This is a genomic window from Micromonospora chalcea (assembly GCF_002926165.1).
Taxonomy (GTDB): Bacteria; Actinomycetota; Actinomycetes; order Mycobacteriales; family Micromonosporaceae; genus Micromonospora; species Micromonospora chalcea.
In genome coordinates this window covers 25648-44617 of sequence record NZ_MAGP01000057.1, presented here as the reverse complement: position 1 = coordinate 44617, position 18970 = coordinate 25648, and the positions used below count along the sequence as shown (strand labels likewise).

At 71.7% G+C, this 18970-nt stretch carries 25 protein-coding genes and 1 pseudogene; 16 read left to right on the top strand and 10 right to left on the bottom strand.

The features are described from left to right. The first annotated feature begins 24 nt into the window (after window positions 1-24). Window positions 25-738, top strand: a complete 714-nt coding sequence (locus tag BAW75_RS06460; RefSeq protein WP_104112959.1) for a phosphodiesterase — start codon at window positions 25-27, stop codon at window positions 736-738. Here the strand turns inward: BAW75_RS06460 and BAW75_RS06455 are convergent. Beyond that, on the bottom strand, window positions 713-934 hold the full coding sequence (locus BAW75_RS06455; protein WP_013288141.1) for a hypothetical protein: 222 nt from the start codon (window positions 932-934) through the stop codon (window positions 713-715). The two genes, BAW75_RS06460 and BAW75_RS06455, sit on opposite strands and share 26 nt — an antisense overlap. A gap of 254 nt (window positions 935-1188) precedes the next feature. Between BAW75_RS06455 and BAW75_RS06450 the strand changes: the two genes are divergently transcribed. The 3 genes from BAW75_RS06450 to BAW75_RS06440 are packed head-to-tail and all read left to right on the top strand — an operon-like array spanning window position 1189 to window position 2796. After that, window positions 1189-2286, top strand: a complete 1098-nt coding sequence (locus BAW75_RS06450; protein WP_104112958.1) for a 3-deoxy-7-phosphoheptulonate synthase — start codon at window positions 1189-1191, stop codon at window positions 2284-2286. A gap of 40 nt (window positions 2287-2326) precedes the next feature. Further along, window positions 2327-2560, top strand: a complete 234-nt coding sequence (locus tag BAW75_RS06445; protein ID WP_420914986.1) for a hypothetical protein — start codon at window positions 2327-2329, stop codon at window positions 2558-2560. A gap of 26 nt (window positions 2561-2586) precedes the next feature. After that, complete coding sequence (locus tag BAW75_RS06440; protein WP_043328824.1) at window positions 2587-2796, top strand: hypothetical protein; 210 nt, start codon at window positions 2587-2589, stop codon at window positions 2794-2796. A gap of 61 nt (window positions 2797-2857) precedes the next feature. Here BAW75_RS06440 and BAW75_RS06435 read toward each other — a convergent pair whose 3' ends face one another. Genes BAW75_RS06435 through BAW75_RS06425 form a run of 3 tightly spaced genes read right to left on the bottom strand, consistent with a single transcriptional unit; the run spans window position 2858 to window position 4041 of the window. Further along, a complete protein-coding gene (locus tag BAW75_RS06435; RefSeq protein WP_030502249.1) occupies window positions 2858-3397 on the bottom strand; it encodes a DUF1360 domain-containing protein in 540 nt (179 codons plus the stop codon). Window positions 3398-3430: 33 nt separating this feature from the next. After that, a complete protein-coding gene (locus BAW75_RS06430; protein WP_064447778.1) occupies window positions 3431-3748 on the bottom strand; it encodes an SRPBCC family protein in 318 nt (105 codons plus the stop codon). Beyond that, on the bottom strand, window positions 3748-4041 hold the full coding sequence (locus BAW75_RS06425) for a DUF6158 family protein (RefSeq protein ID WP_030502251.1): 294 nt from the start codon (window positions 4039-4041) through the stop codon (window positions 3748-3750). The genes BAW75_RS06430 and BAW75_RS06425 overlap by 1 nt, the downstream gene beginning before the upstream one ends. Window positions 4042-4166: 125 nt before the next feature. On the opposite strand from BAW75_RS06425, the gene BAW75_RS06420 reads away from it, so the two are divergent. Further along, the gene (locus tag BAW75_RS06420; protein ID WP_064447779.1) at window positions 4167-4598 is read left to right on the top strand and encodes a hypothetical protein; all 432 of its coding nucleotides are present in this window, start codon (window positions 4167-4169) and stop codon (window positions 4596-4598) included. A gap of 25 nt (window positions 4599-4623) precedes the next feature. Next, the gene (locus BAW75_RS06415) at window positions 4624-4953 is read left to right on the top strand and encodes a DUF3817 domain-containing protein (protein ID WP_043328820.1); all 330 of its coding nucleotides are present in this window, start codon (window positions 4624-4626) and stop codon (window positions 4951-4953) included. Window positions 4954-4960: 7 nt separating this feature from the next. Here the strand turns inward: BAW75_RS06415 and BAW75_RS06410 are convergent, their stop codons facing one another. Then, window positions 4961-5470, bottom strand: coding sequence for a DUF6232 family protein (locus tag BAW75_RS06410; protein ID WP_104112957.1), 510 nt, complete (start codon window positions 5468-5470; stop codon window positions 4961-4963). Between the two features lie 406 nt (window positions 5471-5876). Between BAW75_RS06410 and BAW75_RS06405 the strand changes: the two genes are divergently transcribed. Then, window positions 5877-6842, top strand: coding sequence for a C40 family peptidase (locus BAW75_RS06405; protein ID WP_104112956.1), 966 nt, complete (start codon window positions 5877-5879; stop codon window positions 6840-6842). Window positions 6843-6914: 72 nt separating this feature from the next. Here BAW75_RS06405 and BAW75_RS06400 read toward each other — a convergent pair whose 3' ends face one another. The 3 genes from BAW75_RS06400 to BAW75_RS06390 form a co-directional block, all read right to left on the bottom strand. Next, window positions 6915-7904, bottom strand: coding sequence for a sigma-70 family RNA polymerase sigma factor (locus tag BAW75_RS06400; protein WP_043330973.1), 990 nt, complete (start codon window positions 7902-7904; stop codon window positions 6915-6917). A 472-nt stretch (window positions 7905-8376) separates the two neighbouring features. Then, entirely contained in the window at window positions 8377-9324 is a 948-nt protein-coding gene (locus BAW75_RS06395) for an N-acetylmuramic acid 6-phosphate etherase (protein ID WP_051611378.1), read from the bottom strand. Then, on the bottom strand, window positions 9321-10235 hold the full coding sequence (locus BAW75_RS06390; RefSeq protein WP_104112955.1) for a MurR/RpiR family transcriptional regulator: 915 nt from the start codon (window positions 10233-10235) through the stop codon (window positions 9321-9323). The genes BAW75_RS06395 and BAW75_RS06390 overlap by 4 nt, the downstream gene beginning before the upstream one ends. A gap of 268 nt (window positions 10236-10503) precedes the next feature. Between BAW75_RS06390 and BAW75_RS06385 the strand changes: the two genes are divergently transcribed. Continuing rightward, window positions 10504-11181, top strand: coding sequence for an SDR family NAD(P)-dependent oxidoreductase (locus BAW75_RS06385; RefSeq protein WP_043328814.1), 678 nt, complete (start codon window positions 10504-10506; stop codon window positions 11179-11181). Here the strand turns inward: BAW75_RS06385 and BAW75_RS06380 are convergent. Further along, window positions 11166-11897 carry a dTMP kinase gene (locus BAW75_RS06380; protein ID WP_104112954.1) on the bottom strand — a complete coding sequence of 244 codons (732 nt, stop codon included), beginning with the start codon at window positions 11895-11897 and terminating at the stop codon, window positions 11166-11168. The genes BAW75_RS06385 and BAW75_RS06380 overlap by 16 nt on opposite strands. 148 nt (window positions 11898-12045) lie before the next feature. Between BAW75_RS06380 and BAW75_RS06375 the strand changes: the two genes are divergently transcribed. The 5 genes and pseudogenes from BAW75_RS06375 (at window position 12046) to BAW75_RS06360 (ending at window position 14458) form a co-directional block, all read left to right on the top strand. Beyond that, window positions 12046-12627, top strand: coding sequence for a nucleotidyltransferase (locus BAW75_RS06375; protein ID WP_043328811.1), 582 nt, complete (start codon window positions 12046-12048; stop codon window positions 12625-12627). Between the two features lie 56 nt (window positions 12628-12683). Continuing rightward, a complete protein-coding gene (locus tag BAW75_RS06370) occupies window positions 12684-12893 on the top strand; it encodes a hypothetical protein (protein ID WP_225319459.1) in 210 nt (69 codons plus the stop codon). Window positions 12894-12903: 10 nt separating this feature from the next. After that, a pseudogene (locus tag BAW75_RS06365) lies at window positions 12904-13684 on the top strand (metallophosphoesterase family protein). Beyond that, window positions 13675-13821, top strand: coding sequence for a GPGG-motif small membrane protein (locus BAW75_RS32245; protein ID WP_013288160.1), 147 nt, complete (start codon window positions 13675-13677; stop codon window positions 13819-13821). The pseudogene BAW75_RS06365 and the gene BAW75_RS32245 overlap by 10 nt, the downstream one beginning before the upstream one ends. Window positions 13822-13960: 139 nt before the next feature. Next, window positions 13961-14458 (top strand): TspO/MBR family protein, encoded by a 498-nt coding sequence (locus BAW75_RS06360; protein WP_043328806.1) that lies wholly within the window; start codon window positions 13961-13963, stop codon window positions 14456-14458. Window positions 14459-14501: 43 nt separating this feature from the next. Here the strand turns inward: BAW75_RS06360 and BAW75_RS06355 are convergent, their stop codons facing one another. Next, entirely contained in the window at window positions 14502-15278 is a 777-nt protein-coding gene (locus tag BAW75_RS06355; RefSeq protein WP_043328805.1) for a M23 family metallopeptidase, read from the bottom strand. Between the two features lie 236 nt (window positions 15279-15514). Here BAW75_RS06355 and BAW75_RS06350 point away from each other — a divergent pair, with 236 nt between their 5' ends. From BAW75_RS06350 to BAW75_RS06340, 3 genes are all read left to right on the top strand, one after another. Next, entirely contained in the window at window positions 15515-16855 is a 1341-nt protein-coding gene (locus BAW75_RS06350; RefSeq protein ID WP_064447780.1) for an ABC transporter substrate-binding protein, read from the top strand. Window positions 16856-16927: 72 nt separating this feature from the next. Beyond that, on the top strand, window positions 16928-17974 hold the full coding sequence (locus BAW75_RS06345; RefSeq protein ID WP_030502266.1) for a carbohydrate ABC transporter permease: 1047 nt from the start codon (window positions 16928-16930) through the stop codon (window positions 17972-17974). 1 nt (window position 17975) lies between these two features. Beyond that, complete coding sequence (locus BAW75_RS06340; protein WP_064447781.1) at window positions 17976-18935, top strand: carbohydrate ABC transporter permease; 960 nt, start codon at window positions 17976-17978, stop codon at window positions 18933-18935. Window positions 18936-18970: the final 35 nt, after the last annotated feature.

Genomic DNA, 18970 nt, shown 5'->3' with positions numbered 1-18970 from the left:
GCGCGCCGGGGTACCCGTGCGGGCATGGCCGCCACCTCACCGTCCGCCGTCGAGCGCGCCGCCGCCGCGCTGGCCCGGCTCCGGCACGCCCGCCTGCTGCACCCGGCCGGGCGCACGTTCGGCGGCGAGGTCCGGATCTGGGGTACGCCGGGACCGCCGACCGGGGTGCCGCTGCTCGACCTGCCGGGCCGGTGGCCGGCCACGATCCGCCTCTCCAAGGGCGTGCCGACGCCGGGCGCCTGGCCGGACGTGCTGGGCGTGGCGGTACGGCTGCGCCGCGACCCGGAGCCGCCGGTGGACCTGCTGTTCAGTTCCAGCGGCGCAGCGCCGGTGCTGCGGAACCTGCCGCTGCCCCGGCGGCGCTTCACCGGGACGTACACGTCGATCATGCCGTTCCGGGCCGGCGGGCGACGGCTGTTCCTGGCCGTGCTGGCCGACCCGGAGTCACCCGACCTGGGCCGCGGCCTGGCCGAGGCGGGCGCGGCGGTGGCCGCCGACGAGCCCCGGCTGGTGCTGGCGGTGGCCTCGGCGGCAGGCCGGTGGCGGCCGTTCGGCGAGGTACGCCTCGACGGCGAGCGCGGCACCGCCGAGGACGCCGCGCTCGCCTTCGATCCGATCGGCAACGTGCCGCCGGGGTTGCGCCTGGCCGGCCCGCTGGCCCGGTTGCGGGACGACAGTTACCGGGGTTCCCGCCGGGCCCGGGGCGCGACGCTCAGTCGGGCGGCTCGACGGGGGTGACGGTCTGCTCGGAGGTGCGGTGCTCCAGCACCGTGTCGGGGGCGGCGTTCTGGTCCGCCTCGCGGATGTCGGACTCGGTGAGGATCGCGTCGGCCTGCGCCTCGGCGTCGTCGCTGCCCGCCGCCGCCTCCTCCGGCAGCAGATGCGCCCGGGACTCGATCCGTTCCTGGTCACTGGGGTCATGGCTGGTGGTCATGGCGATCACATACCCCGTGTTCCGCACTTCGGAACGACAGCGGGCTTTCCGGCGCGCGTCGGGTACGCTGGCCGACGTGACGATGTCGTATCGATGGTTTACGCAGCCGGCTGGAGGAGCCGGTGAGTCGACCATGAGCTGACGTCACCACCTCTTCGAGCCGGCCGGGCAGGGATTCTTTTCCCTGCCCTTTCGTATGCGAGCAGCCGGCTCGATCCCCCGGACCCGGCACGGGGGCACGGTCGGCGGAAGGAATCCCCACCGTGACCACGTCCCAGGACGCCCATCGGGTCATCGACCAGCGCATCGACCGTGTGGTGCCGCTGACCACCCCGGCCCTGCTGCACCACCACCTGCCGCTCGAGACCCCGCTGGCCGAGGCCGTCGTGGCGGGCCGCCGTGCCGTCGGCCGGGTGCTGGACCGCGACGACGACCGGCTGCTCGTCGTCGTCGGCCCCTGCTCCGTGCACGACCCGGCCGCCGCCCTGGAGTACGCGGGCCGACTGCGCGAGGCCGCCGCCCGGGTCGCCGACGACCTGCTCGTGGTGATGCGCGTCTACTTCGAGAAGCCGCGCTCGACGGTGGGCTGGAAGGGCCTGATCAACGACCCGGCGCTGGACGGGTCCGGCGACGTGAACACCGGTCTGCGTACCGCGCGGGCGCTCCTGCTCGACGTGCTGCGGCTGGGCCTGCCGGTGGGCTGCGAGTTCCTCGACCCGATCACCCCGCAGTACATCGCGGACACGGTGGCCTGGGGCGCGATCGGCGCGCGGACGGTGGAGAGCCAGGTGCACCGGCAGCTCGCCTCCGGGCTGTCCATGCCGATCGGCATGAAGAACCGCCCCGACGGCAGCATCGCCACCGCCGTGGACGCGATCCGGGCGGCCGGGGTGCCGCACGTCTTCCCCGGCATCGACGTCTCCGGCACCCCGGCGATCATGCACACCCGGGGCAACGCGGACGGGCACCTGGTGCTGCGCGGCGGGGGCGGCCGGCCGAACTACGACGCGGAGTCGGTGGCCGGGGCGCTGGAGCTGCTGCGCGCCGCGCTCCTGCCGGAGCGGGTGGTGGTCGACGCCAGCCACGCCAACAGCGGCAAGGACCACCGCAACCAGCCGCTGGTCGCCGCCGACGTGGCCGCCCAGCTCGCCGCCGGTCAGCGCGGGATCGTCGGCATCATGCTGGAGAGCTTCCTGGTGCCCGGCCGGCAGGACCTGGACCCGACCCGGGAGCTGGCGTACGGCCAGTCGGTCACCGACGCCTGCATCGGGTGGGACACCACTGCCGAGGTCCTGGAGCACCTGGCCCAGGCCGTCCGGGCCCGCCGGGCCACGCTGCCGGCGCCGGCCTGAGCGGGGTTGGGGCGAGTTTGACCGGTTCGGCGCCGGGTAGGTGGTCGCCGTGACCGATGACGCGCCCGTGACCGAGCAGCCCGACACGCGGCCGCTCGACGACCTGCTCGACGACATCTACCACGGCCAGGAGCGGATCACCCAGGCGGACATCTACCGCCGGGCGGTGGCCGCCGAACTCCCCGCCGAGCTGCTCACCCGGATCGCCGCGCTCCCCCAGGGCGAGTACGCGGCGGACGAGGCGGCCGATCTGCTGGGCGGCACGGTCGCCTGAGCCCCCGGAAGACGAGAGGACGCGACATGACCGACCGGAACCCCGAGCACGAGCACCTGGCGGCGCTCGGCCAGCCCCCGGAGGGCGTCGACACGCTGCCGGAGCCGGACTTCGCCAACGAGCACGAGCGCACCGCTGTGGACCGGGACATCGTCACCGGCGAGGACGAAGAGGAGCGGGAGCCGGAGGCGTCGCGCGGCTGGGCCGGCGAGGACCACGGCACCACCCCCACCTGAGGGTGGGAGACGCGCGAAAAGGGGGCCGGCGCACACCGGCCCCCTTTCGTGTCCGCATCCCTCACGCCTCGTGGTGACCGCCCTCGGCCGCCTGCTGGGCGACCGCGTACCCCATCTGGAGGAAGTCGGAGGCGGCCACCGCGGTCAGCGCGGTGGCGACCAGCCGGGTCAGCCGGGGCGCCAGCACCAGGCCGCCGGTGAGCCCGGTGGCGACCCAGACCGCCAGGCAGAACGGGCAGCTGACCAGCTCGCCGAGCGCGTGCCGGGTGGGGCTGCCCTCGTCGCGGACCTGCTCCATCACCTCGCCGCTGCCGATCGGGTGGTCGTAGCGGGTGAACGGCGCCCGCAGCGGGCTGGTGATCGCGTCCTTGGACAGCAGCCGGCTGAGCTTGTGCGTGGCGATCGAGAGCAGCACCACGTCCGCCGGCGTGGGCCGCTCGGGCACCGGCCGTCCGGTCGCCCGGACCAGGCCGACGAGCGCGGCGGTCACGCCCGCGTACGTGCCCATCGCCTTCAGGTAGCCCTCCAGCGGCCGGTGCTCGTGCGGCGCGTACGCCTGGCGCAGGCGCGCCACCTTCTGCTTCAGGCCACTCCCGGTCAACCCGGCCTCCTCGTGCTCGTCGTGCGGCCGGGCTCAGCCGGCGGTCAGGTTGTCGGCCACCTCGCGGTCGAGGTTGGCCAGGATCTCGTCGGCCAGGTCGTGGTCCGGGCCGGCCAGGTCGAGCCGGACCCGGGCGCCGCCCGCGTCGGCCGGTTCCACGTCGATCTCGGCGGACCAGTCCGCGGCGCTCCACCGGGCCCGCATGTCGTCGGCGTCGACGACCTCGACCCGGCAGGTGCCGGAGTTGCGCAGCCGCTCGGGCAGCCAGGCCGAGGAGCGGTCCGGATCAGTGGCGGTGTTGAACACCACCTCCGGGGGCGCGGACATGCCGCGCTCGGCGTGGCTGCCCATCAGGCGTCCCGCAGCCGGCTCGGGTCGACCTCCCGGCCGGGGTGCCGGGCCAGGTACTCCGTCTCCAGTTCGGCGGTGCGCCGCAGGTGGTTGGCGAGCGCCGAGTCGGTGGCGTGGCGCAGCGTGTCCAGCCGGGTGCGGTGCAGGCTCTGCATCTCCCGGACCAGGTCCTCGTCGCCCAGCTCCACCGGGTCCACCCCGAGCTGCTCGCCGTCGACGGTGCGGGCGTGGTCGCCGTCCCACTCCGCGACCCGCTGTTCCGGGCTCGCGTCCCGGCGTACCGATTCGGTCATCGTCGCCCCCTCGTCTCGTTCGGGTTGGCACCTGTTCGGATGCCCAGCGGGCGTGCCACCAAACCACCGCCCGGACTACGACGCCGTGTCGGAGACGCCCGGGGAGTCCCGGTACTCTCGTGGGCATGGAACGGCTCTGGACACCGGCGTGGATCGTCCGCCACGTGGCCATGGTCGTGCTGGTGGCGGGTTGCCTCGGGATGGGCTGGTGGCAGGTCACCCGCGCCGCCGGGGGCAACGCGATCAGCTTCGGTTACGCGATCGAGTGGCCGGTGTTCGCCGGTTTCGTGATCTTCGTCTGGTGGCGGGAGGTCCGCCAGACGCTGCGGGCGACGCCGCCGGGCGATGCGCAGCCGACGGCCGATCCGGCGCCGTCGGCGGCCGCCGGCGCCGAGCCGGCCGTCACCACCCCGGCGGTACGCCGCCCGGTGCGCGTCGTGCGGACGCCGTCCGCCCCGGCCGACGGGGCGGACGACGCCGAGCTGGCCGCGTACAACCGCTATCTATCCTGGTTGAACGCCAATCCGGGCGCCCGGCCCGGCGACTATCCCGGCTGAGGCCGGTGCGGAAGGACGGACGACGGTGGGCGGAGCCCTTACCCGGTACCGCGTGATCGCCTGGATCGTGGGCGTGGCGCTCGTGGTGCTGGTCCTGATCGGCATGCCGCTGAAGTACGGCTTCGACAACCCGAGCGTGGTGGGCGTGGTCGGCGTGGCGCACGGCTGGCTGTACATGCTCTATCTGGCGCTCACGTTCGACCTGTCCCGCCGGGCGAACTGGCCGCTGAAGCGGATGCTGCTGGTGATGCTCGCCGGGACCGTGCCGTTCGTCTCGTTCTACGCCGAGCGGCGGGTGAGCCAGTGGGTGGCTGCCGAGCAGCAGCCGCGTACCCCGGAGCCGGTCGCGGGCTGAGCGCCGCTCACCGCGCCGGTCGCCACGGCTCGGCCGCCGGCGGGTCGGCCCAGCCGCCCATGCGCGCCGCCTCGCGGGCGCGGCGCAGCGCCCGGCTGACCTGACCGAACTGTCGTTCGTCGTCGCTGCTGAACAGCAGCACCTCGGTGCCCCGCACCCGGCCCCACAGCTCGTGCGCCGGGGGCCGCCAGCGGTCGCCGATCAGCACGAGCAGCAGCGGCACCAGCCCGACCGCGCCGAGCAGGAGGTACGCCTCGGCGGTGAGCCGGTGCAGGCCGCCGGTGAAGCCGAGCAGCAGCCCGACCGCGGCGATCATCGCGGCGGACACGGCGACGGCGCGGATCGCGAGCCGGTCGTGCGGTCCGCGATCGGTCCGCACCTGGGTGATCTCGGCCACCGGCCAGCTGTTGCGGCCGACGGTGAAGCGCTCGGCGGTGACGACGATGCCGGGCCGGGCGTAGAGCAGTTTGGGCGAGGTGGGTCGGGTCGGCTGGGTGGCGGAGCGTTCGGTCTGCACGGCGGCCTCCCGGGGACGCGGATCCCGTGCGGGAATCCCGGTTCCGGGCTTCATTGTGTTGCGGGCCCGCCACCTGACCTCGGGTTTTCGGCGATCGGCCGCCGGTTCTGCCCCGGGTGGCCCGCCGGAAAGAGGAAGCGATTTCAGCCTTTGTCATGACTTTGCGTGGCGGTGGCTGACGACATCCGCCCAGAACGACCAATCGGGCGAGCCACACCATGCTGCACCATCGTCACTTTCCGCCACTTTGCCAACTTTCGCCCCTGCTTGAACTCCCGACCACTCCGATCACGGGTTAGGTTGTGCAGGTCGGCCCGGTCGACAGCCATCCACCCGGATGGCCCCGGGCCGGTGTCGCCGGGTCGCGAACGCGCCCGGCGACCGGTGGGAGAGGAGCTTTCCGCTCTTGTCGTCCTTACGGATGCTGCTCCGCTCGCTCGCGGTGGCCGGCCTCTCGGCCGCGCTGCTCGCCCCGGCACAGGTGGCCCGGGCCGAGCCCACACCCGCAGAGCTGACGAAGCAGATCGAGAAGTCCTCGACTGAGCTGGAGCGAATCGTCGAGTCCTACAACAAGCTCAACGAGGACATCAAGGCCAACAAGGCCACGGCGGCCACGTTGGAGGCCCGGATCGGGCCGCTGCAGGAACAGGCCGAGCGCAGCCGCGCCGAGGTGGGCGTGCTGGCGGCGACGGCGTACAAGACCGGCGGCATGCGTACCGCGGCGGCCCTGCTGGACCCGGGTGGCCAGGCCACGCTGCCGGAGCGGCTGGGCACACTGGACCAGCTCACCCGCCAGCGCCAGCGCACCCTCTCCAGCTTCACCGCCGACCAGCAGCGGCTGATCGACCAGAAGACCCGGCTGGACGCCACGCTCGCCCGGGAGGCGGCGCAGGCCAAGCAGCTCAAGTCCGCGAAGACGCGGATCGAGGGAGACCTGGCCGACCTCTACGAGATGCGGCGCAGGGCGTACGGGCGGGCCACCGAGGCGCCCGGCAACGCCGGCTCGGCGGGCAAGCCCCCGGCCGTCTCCGGCGACGCCGGCAAGGCCGTGCGGTACGCCTACGGCGCGGTCGGCAAGCCCTACGGCTATGCCCAGGACGGCCCGGGCAGCTACGACTGCTCCGGTCTGACGCTCGCCGCGTGGCGGGCCGCCGGGAAGTCGCTGCCGCACAGCGCGGCACGGCAGTGGAACGCCACCACGCGGATCACCCGCAGCCAACTGCAACCGGGTGACCTGGTGTTCTACTCCGGGCTCGGGCACGTGGCGCTCTACGTCGGCAACGGCCAGATCATCGACGCGCCCAGCGCCGGACGCAACGTCAGCAAACGCGGTATGAACATCATGTCGATCGCCGGCTACGGCCGGGTCTGATCGACGCGGACGGCGAACGGCCGGCGTCCCCCTGTCGGACGCCGGCCGTTCGTTGTCTCAATTACTACCAGGTCAGGCCGCCTGCAGCCCCTCCGCGCGAGCCAGCTCACGCAGCCGGCCGAGGGCCTGGATCTCCAGCTGGCGGATCCGCTCCCGGGAGAGCGAGAACCGCGACGCGACCTCGGTCAGCGAGTGCTCGCGACCGTCCTCCAGGCCGTACCGGGCCCGCATGATGCCGGCGGACCGGTCGTCGAGGTGGTTGAGCAGACCCTCGATCCGCTGCCGCTCCAGGCCGGTGAGCACGATCTCCTCGGGCGACGGCGCGTCGCTGTCGGCGACCAGGTCACCGAGGTTGGTGTCGCCGTCGTCACCCACCGGGGTGTCCAGCGAGACGGTGTCCTGCGACCAGCGGACCAGCTCGTTGACCCGCTCGACGGTCACGCCGAGGGCGGTCGCGATCTGCTCCGGCTCCGGGTCGCTGCCCAGCTCACGGGTGAGCTGCCGGGCCACGTTGCGCATCCGGTTGACGTCCTCCACCAGGTGCACGGGCAGCCGGACGGTCCGCTCCTGCTGGGCGATCGCCCGGCTGATGGCCTGGCGGATCCACCAGGTCGCGTAGGTGGAGAACTTGAAACCCCGCTCGTAGTCGAACTTCTCGACCGCCCGGACCAGGCCGGTGTTGCCCTCCTGGATCAGGTCCAGCATGGGCATCCCGGAGCGCACGTAGCGCCGGGCGATGGACACGACCAGTCGCAGGTTCGCGCGGATGAACAGGTCCTTCGCGCGCTCACCCTCGACGACCAGCCGCTCCAGGTCCTCCCGGTCGACGCCCTCGGGGATCCGGTCCTCGTCGAGCAGGTGCTCGGCGTAGAGGCCCGCCTCGATCGCCTTGGAGAGGTCGACCTCCCGGGCGGCGTCGAGCAGCGGCGTCCGGGAGATCTCGTGCAGGTAGACGCCGACCAGGTCCCGCTCCTCGGCGACCTCGTCGGTACGCATGCCGATGTTCTTGTCCACGATTGCCACGGTCCCCTCGCTCGCGCCGGTTGCCCGGTTCCTTGCCATCCCCACGTTCATCAGCCCTCCCCGTAACCTCCGCTGTGCCCGTAGGTGCTGACACCTACACAACAGATGTGACGCTTCGGGGATTCCATGTCGTGAGTCGAAACTGTCACGAATGCCTGAGTACTAGCTGAGAGCCCGGTCCATGTTTCCTGTTACCGGCCCGGTTCGGACGGCTTCCGGACACGGCTTTTGGGGCCCGCCGGAGCTGCTGAATCGCTATTCGCCCATGGAATGGCACCATTGCCTGTTCCATGAACACAGCGAGCCGCGTCACCGGGTCGTTGCGATCCTGGTCACTGCGAGATACGCGCTCGTGGACCGGTCGGTTCAGCCACGCTCAGGATTACCCTCCGCCTCGTTGAACAATCCGTACGGGCGGGAACGTCCCCCTCCCGCACGTGATACGTGTCGCACCCGCCGGACGGATGCGCCGGGCGGGTGGATCGCCGGGAGAAGGGGTGAGCGGGGGCGGTCAGGAGGCGAGCAGGGCGAGCGCGCCGCGTACCTGGTGGGCGGAGCGGGCCAGCGCGGCCCGGGCGGCCGGCACCTCCGCGCCGGAGACCAGCGCGACGAGCGCGGTCTTGAGGTCGCCGTCGGCCTCCCGCAGCGCGACCCGGCAGACCTCCTCGGCGCAACCGGTGGCCTCCACGAGGATCGAGATCATGCGACCGCGCAGTTTGGCGTTGGTGGCCACCATGTCGATCATCAGGTTCGAGTAGACACGGCCCAGACGCACCATGACGGCCGTGGAGAACGTGTTGAGCACCAGCTTCTGCGCGGTGCCGGCCTTCATCCGGGTCGACCCGGTGACCACCTCCGGCCCGGTGTCCACGCCGATGAAGACGTCCACCGACGCGGCGGCCGGGGCCTCCGGATTCGCGCAGAGCAGCACCGTAGCGGCCCCCCGCTCCCGGGACGCGGCGAGCGCCCCGAGGACGTACGGGGTGCGTCCGCTGGCCGCCAGGCCGACCACCAGGTCGCCCGGGCGCACGCACTCGGCGGCCTCGGCGGCGCCGCCGCGCTCGTCGTCCTCGGCGTCCTCGACCGCCCGCCACATGGCGTCCGGGCCACCGGCGAGGTGCGAGCAGAACCAGTGCCGGGGCGAGTTGAACGTGGGGGCCAGCTCGGCCGCGTCCAGCACGCCCAGGCGGCCGGAGGTGCCGGCGCCGAAGTAGTGCACGCGGTGTCCGTCGCGCAGCGCGGCCACCGCGAGGTCGACGGTCTCGGCGATCTCGTCCAGCACCGCGGCGACGGCGGCCGGCACCCGCCGGTCCGCCTCGTTGATCACGGTGAGCACGTCCCGGGTGGACATCAGGTCGAGGTCGAAGCTGTGCGGGTTGCGCCGCTCGGTCGGCGCGCCGACACGCACCACCGGCCGGATCGCCGCCACGCCGTCGCGCTCCGCCCGGCCCGCCGTCATCCCTGCCTCCGCCCGGGACCGACCCGGTGCGACTGGACCGCCTCGGCCGTGGCTTCGAGCGCCTTCTTGGTCCGGGCCCGGCTGCGCGCGGCCACCCCGACGAAGAGACAGTCGACGACGGTGAGCTGGGCCAGCCGGCTGGCCGTCGCGCCGGAGCGGTAGGTCGTCTCCCGGGCGGCTGTGGTGAGCACGTGGTCGGCGACCTCGGTGATCGGCGAGCGCGGGAAGTTGGTGAGCGCCACGGTGGTGGCTCCCCGGGCCCGCGCCTGCTCCAGCACCTCGATGACGTCGGACGTGGTGCCGGTGTGCGAGATGCCGACCGCGACGTCGCCGCGCCCGAGCAGGGCGGCGGAGGTGAGCGCGGTGTGCACGTCCGGGAAGTAGAACGCGATGCGGCCGATGCGGTGCAGCTTCTGCTGGAAGTCGGAGGCGACGAAGCCGCTGGCGCCCGCGCCGTAGACGTCGATCCGGCCGGCCGCGCCGATCGCCTCGACCACCTGCTCACAGACGGCCGGATCGAGCTGCTCGGCGGTCTCCTCGACGGCTCGGGCGTCGTTGAAGGCGATGGTGGCGATGATCTGGGCCAGGTCCGCGCCCGGCGGGATGTCGCCACCGACCACCCGCGCGTCCGGCGGCTCGACCCGGCGGGCGGCCTCGGCGGCGAGGCGGATGCGCAACTGGGGGTAGCCGTCCATGCCGACCGAGCGGCAGAAGCGGATCACTGTCGCCTCGGACGTCTCGGCGGCGGTGGCGAGGTCGGTGATCGTGCGCCGGGCCGCGTCCGCCGGATCGGCGACGACCAGCCGGGCCACCCGCTGTTCGGCCGGGGACAGCGAGGGCAGCAGGCCGCTGATGTGGACGATCAGTCCACCGGGCTCGTGACTCGCAGAAATCTTCGGACTCTTCGCCACGGATGAAACTTACTTTCAGAGCGCGTGAGCGTCAACCATGACACCGCGTATCGGGAAATTTACCGTCTTCCGTGCCCGCCCCCGGGCCAAGGATCCCATTGTCGCAGCCCCACCGCCTCAACCGGTCCGGTCGAGTCACTCCTGCCGCCCGACGTGCCGGTCCCCCGTCGCGCGGCAGGGCCTGCCTGGTCGGCCTCGGCCGGACGGTCCGGACGGCCCGTGCGGGTCACCGGTCGGCCGGCACGACGGTTGACTAGCGTGTGTGTCCATGACGGAACGCACGGTGCTGGTCACCGGAGGCACGGGTGGGCTGGGCGGCGCGGTCACCGCCGCCTTCCTCGACGCAGGCTGGCGGGTGGTCGTACCCCAGCGGGAGGCCGGGACGGACGACGGCCCGGTCCGGGTCGTGGCCGACCTGCTGACCCCCGAGGGGGCCGCGCGGGCGGTCGAGGTCGCGACCGCCGAGCCGGCCGCGCCACTGCGCGCGGTGGTCAACCTGGTCGGCGGGTACGCCGCGGGCGGCCTGGTGCACGAGACCCCGGTCGAGGAGTTCGAGCGGATGCTGCGGCTCAACCTGCGCCCGACCTACCTGGTGACCCGGGCGGCACTGCCGCACCTCGTGGCGACCGGTGACGGCGCCGTGGTCTGCGTCTCCGCGCGGGCGGCGGTGTCGCCGTTCCCGGGCGCCTCGGGCTACGTCACCGCCAAGGCCGCGGTGCGGGCGTTCGCCGACGCGGTCGCGGTCGAGTACCGCCAGCGCGGGGTGCGGTGCAACACGGTGCTGCCGAGCGTCATCGACACCCCGGCCAACCGGGCCGCCCAGCCCGACGCCGACCACCGGCGCTGGGTGCCCCCGGCGCAGATCGCCGGCGTGATCCGGTTCCTGGCCTCCCCCGAGTCGGCGCCCACGAGCGGCGCCGGCATCCCGGTCTACGGCCGGGCCTGAACCGGCACCGGGCCGTCGCGGCCCGCCCCGCCGGCCGGACGTGGAGGGCCGCCCGGAGCCGGGCCGGGACCGGCGGACGGATCGTCGGGCAGCCACTCGCTCAGGTGCGCCCGGATCCGGCGGGCCACCTCCTCCGGTGGGCCGTTGCCGTCCACCACCACGAAGCCGCCGTACTCCGGCAGCCTCCGGTAGGCGGTGTCCGCGTCGGTCAGCCAGGTCATGCTCTCGTGGTCGGTGCCGCGCCGCTCGATCCGGCGGTACGCCTCGGCCGGGTCGACGGTGAGCAGGAACGTGACAGCGGGCGCCGGGAAGACCCGGTAGCCGGCCCGGACCAGCCGCTCCCACCGCTGCCCGCCGTGCGCCCGGATGCTCGCGTACTGGCAGTACGACCAGCGGTCCATCACCGCGGTACGGCCAGTGACCAGGCAGCTCAGCAGCGCGAGCGCGATGGCCAGCCAGCGCAGCGCCGACTCGACCACGAGCAGGCCGTCACGCCCGACGAGCCGCTGCGCGTCCGGACGGCCGATCCGTTGGGCGACGCGGCCGAGCCAGCGGCGGCCACCGGCGTTGCGGTGGTACGTCGCGGGGTGGCCGGCGGCGGTGAGGGCCTGGGCGAGCCGGTGCGCCTGGGTGGTCTTGCCTGAGCCGTCGATGCCGATCAGGGCGACGGCACGCAGTCGGGCCCTGCCCCGCCGCGTCCGCAGTGAGCTGGCCACCCTCCCGAGGTTATCCGACCGACGCCCACACCGGCCTGTATGTCGCTTTCCTGCCCTGGCGGGCCGATCGCGCCGCAACAGGTGTGACCGGAGCGTCCGCCGGGTACGCAACGTGATCCCACCGCCCATGACGACGAGGGAGCCGCAGATGGCCGAGCGCGGGGACGAGACCCTGGTGCACACGCTGAAGAAGGTCGCCGCCGTGCTCAAACAGTCCGAGATCCCGTTCGCGCTGGGTGGCAGCTTCGCGGTGTACGCGCACGGCGGCCACTCCAGCGACCACGACGTGGACTTCCTGCTCCGCGAGGCGGACGTCGACCGGGCCCTGGAGGCGCTCGTCGAGGCCGGCTTCACCGCCGAGCGCCCGCCGGAGGACTGGCTGGTCAAGGTCTACGACGAGGACCGGATGGTGGACCTGATCCACCGGCCGGTGGAGACGCCGGTGACCGAGGAGACGTTCGCCGACACGATCGTGCGCCCGGTCGACGCCATCCACATGCCGGTGCTCTCGGCCAGCCAGCTCATGGTGCACAAGCTGCTGAGTTTCTCGCAGCACTACTGCGACTTCGCCCGCGCCCTGCCGCTGGCCCGCTCGCTGCGGGAGCAGATCGACTGGGAACGGGTACGGAAGGAGACGCAGCACTCGCCGTACGCGGAGGCGTTCCTGGTGCTGCTCGACCGGCTGGACGTGCTGCCCGGCGGCGCGCCCGGCGGAAGGGAGACCCTGTGACCGGACTGTCCGGCGACGTTCCCCCCGACGAGTACGTCGAGGCGGAGATCCAGAGCATGCTGGCCGAGGACCCGACGGTGGCCGAGCAGGGCATCACCGTGGTGCGGCGGGAGAACGGGCTGGTGCTCTACGGCGAGGTGGAGAGCCCGCACCGGCGGGAGGAGATCCTGCGCCGAGTGGCCGAGCGCTTCCCGGACACCCACGTGACGAGCGACATCGGGGTGATCCGCACGCAGGCGCCCACCCAGGTCGAGGAGCTGCCGTGAGGGAGGTTCGATGGTGATCCGGATCGCCGCCGTCGGCGACGTGCATCTGGACGAGGACGTGGTGGGCCGGTTCCGTCCGGCGCTGGAGGAGCTGCCCGGCTCCGCCGACGCGCTGCTGCTCGCCGGTGACCTGACCCGGCACGGCACCGAGGCCGAGGCGCGCTGCGTGGCCCGGGAGTTCGGCGATCTCGGCGTACCGGTGATCACCGTGCTCGGCAACCACGACCACCAGTGCGACCAGGTGCCGCAGGTGGTGAAGGTGCTGGAGGACGCCGGGATCACGGTGCTGGAGGGCACCGGCGTCGTGGTGGACACGCCGGGCGGGCGGCTCGGGGTGGCCGGCGTCAAGGGGTTCGGCGGCGGGTTCGCCGGACGCTGCGCCAGCGACTTCGGCGAGCCGGAGATGAAGGCGTTCGTACGGACCACCCGGGAGAGCGCCGACGCACTCGCCGACGCGCTGCTCTCGCTGGACTGCGACGCGCTCGTCGCGCTCACCCACTACTCCCCCGTGCCGGACACGCTCGCCGGCGAGCCGCTGGAGATCTACCCGTTCCTCGGCTGCTACCAGCTCGGGCAGGCGATCGACGCCGCGCCCACCGCGCTGGCGCTGCACGGGCACGCCCACCACGGCACCGAGCGCGGCACCACGCCGGGCGGGGTGCGGGTCCGCAACGTGGCGCACCCGGTGATCAAGCAGGCGTACAGCGTCTTCCACCTGGGCGGTGACCAGCTCGACTGACCGGGAGGTTTCCGGGATCGGGCGCACGGGTATTCAGCCGACATGGAGCTGATTCTCTGGATTCTCGCAGTCGTACTGGTGGTCGCCGGAATTCTCGCCCTGTTCCGCCGGCAGATCCTCTGGGGCATCGTCCTCATCGTCGTCGGCCTCCTGGTCGGCCCGGGTGGCGTCAGCATCTTCAACACGTAACAGCGGTTCTCGTACCCGCCGGGGTCGCCGGGCCCGGGTGTTCCGTCCTGCCGGACCGGAACACCCGGGCCGGGTGACTCCGGCTTTTCCGCGTCCGGGCCGGCGTTTGCCGGGCCGGTCGAGCGGAAACATCTCGACCATGGAGACGTCGCAGAGTGTCACCCGGCGCACCACCGGCGCCCGGAAGTGGTGGGCACTGCTCGGCTTCGGCGCCGCCACCTTCGCCGCGGCCGCGATCGGCGGGCTGGGTGTGCAGGGCACCTCCGCCGAGTACCAGAGCCTGGAGCAACCCGCGTGGGCGCCGCCGTCGTGGCTGTTCGGCCCGGTCTGGACGGTCCTCTACGCGCTGATCGCGATCGCCGGCTGGCTGGTCTGGCGCCGGGCCGGGTTCGGCCCCGCCCTCTGGGCCTGGGTGGTGCAGCTCGTGCTGAACGCGATCTGGACCCCGCTGTTCTTCGGCGCCGGGGCGTACGGGCTGGCGTTCGCCGAGATCGTGCTGATGTGGCTGGCGATCGGCGTGACCGTGGTCCTGTTCCGGCGCGTCTCCCGGCCGGCCACGCTGCTGATGCTGCCGTACTGGGCGTGGGTGACGTTCGCGTCCGCGCTGAACTTCGCGGTGTGGCGGCTGAACTCCTGACCGGTACGGGCGCGAGGGCCGGTCGCCCCCGCGCCCGCCGGGCTCAGCAGCGGGGTACGCCGGGGATGTAGCCGTCGTAGCCGGTGTAGACGTAGGCGTCGGAGATGAACCGGCCGGAGCCGATCCGGTCCCAGATCGAGCTGGTGCCGTAGGTGCCGCTGACGCTGGTGCCGCTGGTCTGGCACTGGATGGTCACCTTCGCCCCGTCGGCGACCGTGCCGACCGAGCTGTAGCCGGTGCCGGGGCCGGAGCGGACCGTCAGCGGGGAGCCGGCCGTGTTCACGGTGCCCTGGCCGGTGTTCGTCCCGCCGCAGCCGTTGTCGCTGGTGTAGGTCTTGGTGCCCCAGTAGAGCGCCTGGACGCCGTTGAACTTGATCTTCACCGAGCTGCCGTCGATGCGCTGCTCGTAGTGCAGGTGCGGGCCGGTGGAGCCGCCGGTCGTGCCGACGTAGCCGATCACCCGGCCGTAGCCGACGGTCTGCCCGACGGAGACGTTGAAGGCGCTCAGGTGGGCGTAGTAGGTGGTGTGGCCGCCGCCGTGGTTGATCCGGACGTACTTGCCGTAGCTGGTGTCGCCGAGGTTGGTGACCACGTCGACGGTGCCGGGTGCGCTGGCGACGACCGGGTCGCCGGCGTCGTCGGTGCGGTTGAAGTCGATGGCGTTCGCCGGGCTGTGGTTGGTCCGGGTCTGACCGGACCAGGACTGGTTGCAGGGGAACGGGACCTTGAACGTCGGCGCGGCCATCGCCGGCGCGGCCGGCACGAGGGTCGCCGCCAGGACCGTCGCGCTCGCCCCGAGGGCGAGCCATCGCTTACGCATCCACTGCCTCCAATGTTGAAAGTCTTCAATGTGATGCGGACATCCTGACAGAAAGTTCCGTTCCCGGGAAGATTCGTGGGAGCGCACCCAAGCCCCTGGCCAGGGTTTCGGGATTGTTACCGGGCCGTGTCCGGCCAGGGGTGGACCCGACACGATGCAAGCGCTTACATGTGAGGACGACCATCGGACCGGCGCGGGTTCGATCCCCCCACGCGCCGGCAAGGAAGGAGATCGGCATGGCGTTTGCCAGATCGCGCCAGACGCTCGCGGTCGCCGGCGTCCTGGGGCTGGCGCTCGGTGTCGCCGCCTGCGGCACCGGCGATGACAAGAAGAGCGACAAGGCCGGATCGGCCGAATGCGCCGCATACGAGAAGTACGAAGGTCACGACGGCAAGAAGGTGACCATCTACTCCTCCATCCGGGAGATCGAGGCCGACCGCCTCAACGAGTCCTGGAAGCAGTTCGAGGACTGCACCGGCATCGAGATCGACCACGAGGGCAACGCCGAGTTCGAGGCGCAGCTCCCGGTCCGGGTCGACGGCGGCAACGCCCCCGACCTCGCCTTCATCCCGCAGCCGGGCCTGCTGAAGCGCTTCGTCGACTCGGGCAAGCTCAAGCCGGTCGGCGCCGACACCAAGGCGATGGCCGAGCAGAACTACTCCCCCGACTGGCTGAAGTACAGCACCGTCAACGGCCAGCTCTACGGCGCCCCGCTCGGCTCGAACGTGAAGTCCTTCGTGTGGTACTCGCCGAAGACCTTCAAGGAGAAGGGCTGGACCGTCCCCACCACGTGGGACGACCTGATCAAGCTCTCCGACCAGATCGCGGCCAGCGGCACCAAGCCGTGGTGCGCCGGCATCGAGTCCGGTGACGCCACCGGCTGGCCGGCCACCGACTGGATCGAGGACGTGCTGCTGCGTACCGGCGGCCCGGAGGTCTACGACAAGTGGACCACCCACCAGATCCCGTTCAACGACCCGCAGGTGGCTGACGCGCTCAACCGGGCCGGCACCATCCTGAAGAACGAGAAGTACATGAACGGCGGCTTCGGCGGCGTCAAGAGCATCTCCACCACCGCCTTCCAGGAGGGCGGCACGCCGATCACCACCGGCAAGTGCGCGATGCACCGCCAGGCGTCCTTCTACGCCAACCAGTGGCCCGAGGGCACCAAGGTGGCCGAGGACGGCGACGTCTTCGCGTTCTACTTCCCGGCCATCGACCCGGCCAAGGGCAAGCCGGTGCTGGGTGGCGGCGAGTTCGTCGGCGCGTTCGCCGACCGTCCCGAGGTCCAGGCGGTGCAGACCTACCTGGCCTCCGGCGAGTACGCCAACAGCCGCGCCAAGATCGGTGACTGGGTGTCCGCGAACAAGAAGCTGGACATCAACAACGTGCCGAACCCGGTGGACAAGCTCTCCGTGGGCATCCTCCAGGACGAGAAGACGGTCTTCCGCTTCGACGGCTCGGACCTGATGCCGGCCGCGGTCGGCGCCGGCACCTTCTGGAAGGGCATGGTGGCCTGGATCAACGGCAAGGACACCAACTCCGTCCTGAACGACATCGAGGGCAGCTGGAAGTGATCTAGCAGGTGGCCCGGTCCGGTTCCCCCGGACCGGGCCACCTCTGCTAGCCGAACCCTTGAAGGAGGGTCGATGGAGTTCGACTTCGCGGCGGAGCAGCCGAAGTTCCTCATGCTGATGTACGGGCTGATCGCCTTCGTCGCGGTGGTGGGCGGGCTGCTCCTGCTCCTCGACGTGGTGCCGTCGTACTTCGCCCGGCGCCGGGAGGCGCAACTGGTCGCCGCCTCGGTGAGCGGCACGCCACTGCCCCGCCGGCCCAAGCAGCGCGAGGGCGCGTTCGCGTTCTTCTTCCTGTTGCCGACGCTGCTGCTGCTCGCCGTCGGACTGGTGGTGCCGGCCATCCGCACCACGCTGCTCTCCTTCATGGACTCCAGCAGCAGCAACTGGGTGGGACTGGACAACTACCGCTGGATGTTCGCCGAGGACTCGATCGTCCGGGTCCTGGTCAACACGCTGATCTGGGTGCTGCTGGTGCCGCTGGTGGCCACCGCGTTCGGCCTGATCTACGCGGTCCTGGTGGACAAGGCACGGTTCGAGGCGGTCGCCAAGTCCCTGATCTTCCTGCCGATGGCGATCTCGTTCGTCGGCGCCTCCATCATCTGGCGCTTCGTCTACGCCTACCGGGGCGAGGGCGACCAGATCGGCCTGCTCAACCAGATCGTGGTGAGCCTCGGCGGAGAACCGAAGCAGTGGCTGCTGGACTCGCCGCTGAACACGTTCCTGCTCATCGTGATCATGGTGTGGATCCAGGCCGGTTTCGCCATGGTGGTGCTCTCCGCCGCGATCAAGGCCATCCCGGCCGACATCGTCGAGGCGGCCCGGCTCGACGGCACCACCGCGTGGCAGATGTTCTGGCGGATCACCATTCCGAGCATCCGGCCGGCGCTGATCGTCGTGGTGGTGACGATCTCCATCGCCACGCTCAAGGTCTTCGACATCGTCCGCACCGCCACCAACGGCAACTACGACACGAACGTGATCGCGACCGAGATGTACAACCAGGCGTTCCGCTACCAGGAGAACGGGCAGGGCTCGGCGCTGGCGGTGTTCCTGTTCGTCCTGGTGATCCCGATCGTGATCTACCAGATCCGCAACCTGCGCAAGCAGCGGGAGGGCTGAGATGACCACCACCACGCCCACCGTCGGAGTCGGCGCCCAGGCCACCGAACCGACCACCCGGGGCGCCCGGGTGCGCAAGCGTCTGAACAGCCGTACCGCCACGCTCGTGTCAGTCGTGATCGCGATGCTCTGGACGATCCCGACCTTCGGCCTGTTCATCTCCTCGCTCCGGCCGGAGAACGAGATCAAGACCACCGGGTGGTGGACGTTCTTCAGCGACCCGCAGATCACGCTGGAGAACTACCAGGAGGTGCTGTTCAGCTCCGGCTCGTCCGGGCAGCTGGCCAGCTACTTCATCAACTCGCTGGCGATCACCATCCCCTCGGTGCTCTTCCCGCTCGCGTTCGCGTCGCTCGCGGCGTACGCGCTGGCGTGGATGAACTTCAAGGGGCGGGACTGGGTCTACATCGGGATCTTCGCGCTGCAGATCGTGCCGCTGCAGATGGCCCTGGTGCCGCTGCTGCGGTTCTTCTCCACCGGCGTCACGATCGCCGGCGTGCAGATCCTGCCCGCGTGGGACCTGGTCGACGAGCAGAAGTTCGCCCAGGTGTGGTTCGCGCACACCTGTTTCGCGCTTCCGTTCGCCGTGTTCCTGCTGCACAACTTCATCTCGCAGCTTCCCGGCGACCTGATGGAGGCGGCCCGGGTCGACGGGGCCACCCACCCGAAGATCTTCCGCACCATCGTGCTGCCGCTGATCATGCCCGCGCTGGCGGCGTTCGGCATCTTCCAGTTCCTCTGGGTCTGGAACGACCTGCTGGTCGCGCTGATCTTCGCCGGTGGCGGCGACGAGACCGCCCCGCTGACGGTCCGGCTCGCGGAACTGGCCGGCACCCGGGGCAACGAGTGGCAGCGGCTGACGGCCGGCGCGTTCGTGTCGATCGTCGTACCGCTGATCGTGTTCCTGTCCCTCCAGCGCTTCTTCGTGCGAGGCCTGCTCGCCGGCAGCGTCAAGGGTTGATCCGCGCCCCGCCGCCGGCACGGCCGGCGGCGGGG

Bases quoted from the DNA above. Each gene is read 5' to 3' on its own strand.
- BAW75_RS06340 (WP_064447781.1), top strand. From the start codon at position 17,976: ATGACCACCACCACGCCCACCGTCGGAGTCGGCGCCCAGGCCACCGAA.
- BAW75_RS06360 (WP_043328806.1), top strand. From the start codon at position 13,961: ATGGAGACGTCGCAGAGTGTCACCCGGCGCACCACCGGCGCCCGGAAG.
- BAW75_RS06460 (WP_104112959.1), top strand. From the start codon at position 25: ATGGCCGCCACCTCACCGTCCGCCGTCGAGCGCGCCGCCGCCGCGCTG.
- BAW75_RS06355 (WP_043328805.1), bottom strand. From the start codon at position 15,278: ATGCGTAAGCGATGGCTCGCCCTCGGGGCGAGCGCGACGGTCCTGGCG.
- BAW75_RS06370 (WP_225319459.1), top strand. From the start codon at position 12,684: ATGCTGGCCGAGGACCCGACGGTGGCCGAGCAGGGCATCACCGTGGTG.
- BAW75_RS06425 (WP_030502251.1), bottom strand. From the start codon at position 4,041: ATGACCGAATCGGTACGCCGGGACGCGAGCCCGGAACAGCGGGTCGCG.
- BAW75_RS06420 (WP_064447779.1), top strand. From the start codon at position 4,167: ATGGAACGGCTCTGGACACCGGCGTGGATCGTCCGCCACGTGGCCATG.
- BAW75_RS06385 (WP_043328814.1), top strand. From the start codon at position 10,504: ATGACGGAACGCACGGTGCTGGTCACCGGAGGCACGGGTGGGCTGGGC.
- BAW75_RS32245 (WP_013288160.1), top strand. From the start codon at position 13,675: ATGGAGCTGATTCTCTGGATTCTCGCAGTCGTACTGGTGGTCGCCGGA.
- BAW75_RS06395 (WP_051611378.1), bottom strand. From the start codon at position 9,324: ATGACGGCGGGCCGGGCGGAGCGCGACGGCGTGGCGGCGATCCGGCCG.
- BAW75_RS06345 (WP_030502266.1), top strand. From the start codon at position 16,928: ATGGAGTTCGACTTCGCGGCGGAGCAGCCGAAGTTCCTCATGCTGATG.
- BAW75_RS06375 (WP_043328811.1), top strand. From the start codon at position 12,046: ATGGCCGAGCGCGGGGACGAGACCCTGGTGCACACGCTGAAGAAGGTC.
- BAW75_RS06455 (WP_013288141.1), bottom strand. From the start codon at position 934: ATGACCACCAGCCATGACCCCAGTGACCAGGAACGGATCGAGTCCCGG.
- BAW75_RS06400 (WP_043330973.1), bottom strand. From the start codon at position 7,904: ATGGCAAGGAACCGGGCAACCGGCGCGAGCGAGGGGACCGTGGCAATC.
- BAW75_RS06430 (WP_064447778.1), bottom strand. From the start codon at position 3,748: ATGGGCAGCCACGCCGAGCGCGGCATGTCCGCGCCCCCGGAGGTGGTG.
- BAW75_RS06440 (WP_043328824.1), top strand. From the start codon at position 2,587: ATGACCGACCGGAACCCCGAGCACGAGCACCTGGCGGCGCTCGGCCAG.
- BAW75_RS06350 (WP_064447780.1), top strand. From the start codon at position 15,515: ATGGCGTTTGCCAGATCGCGCCAGACGCTCGCGGTCGCCGGCGTCCTG.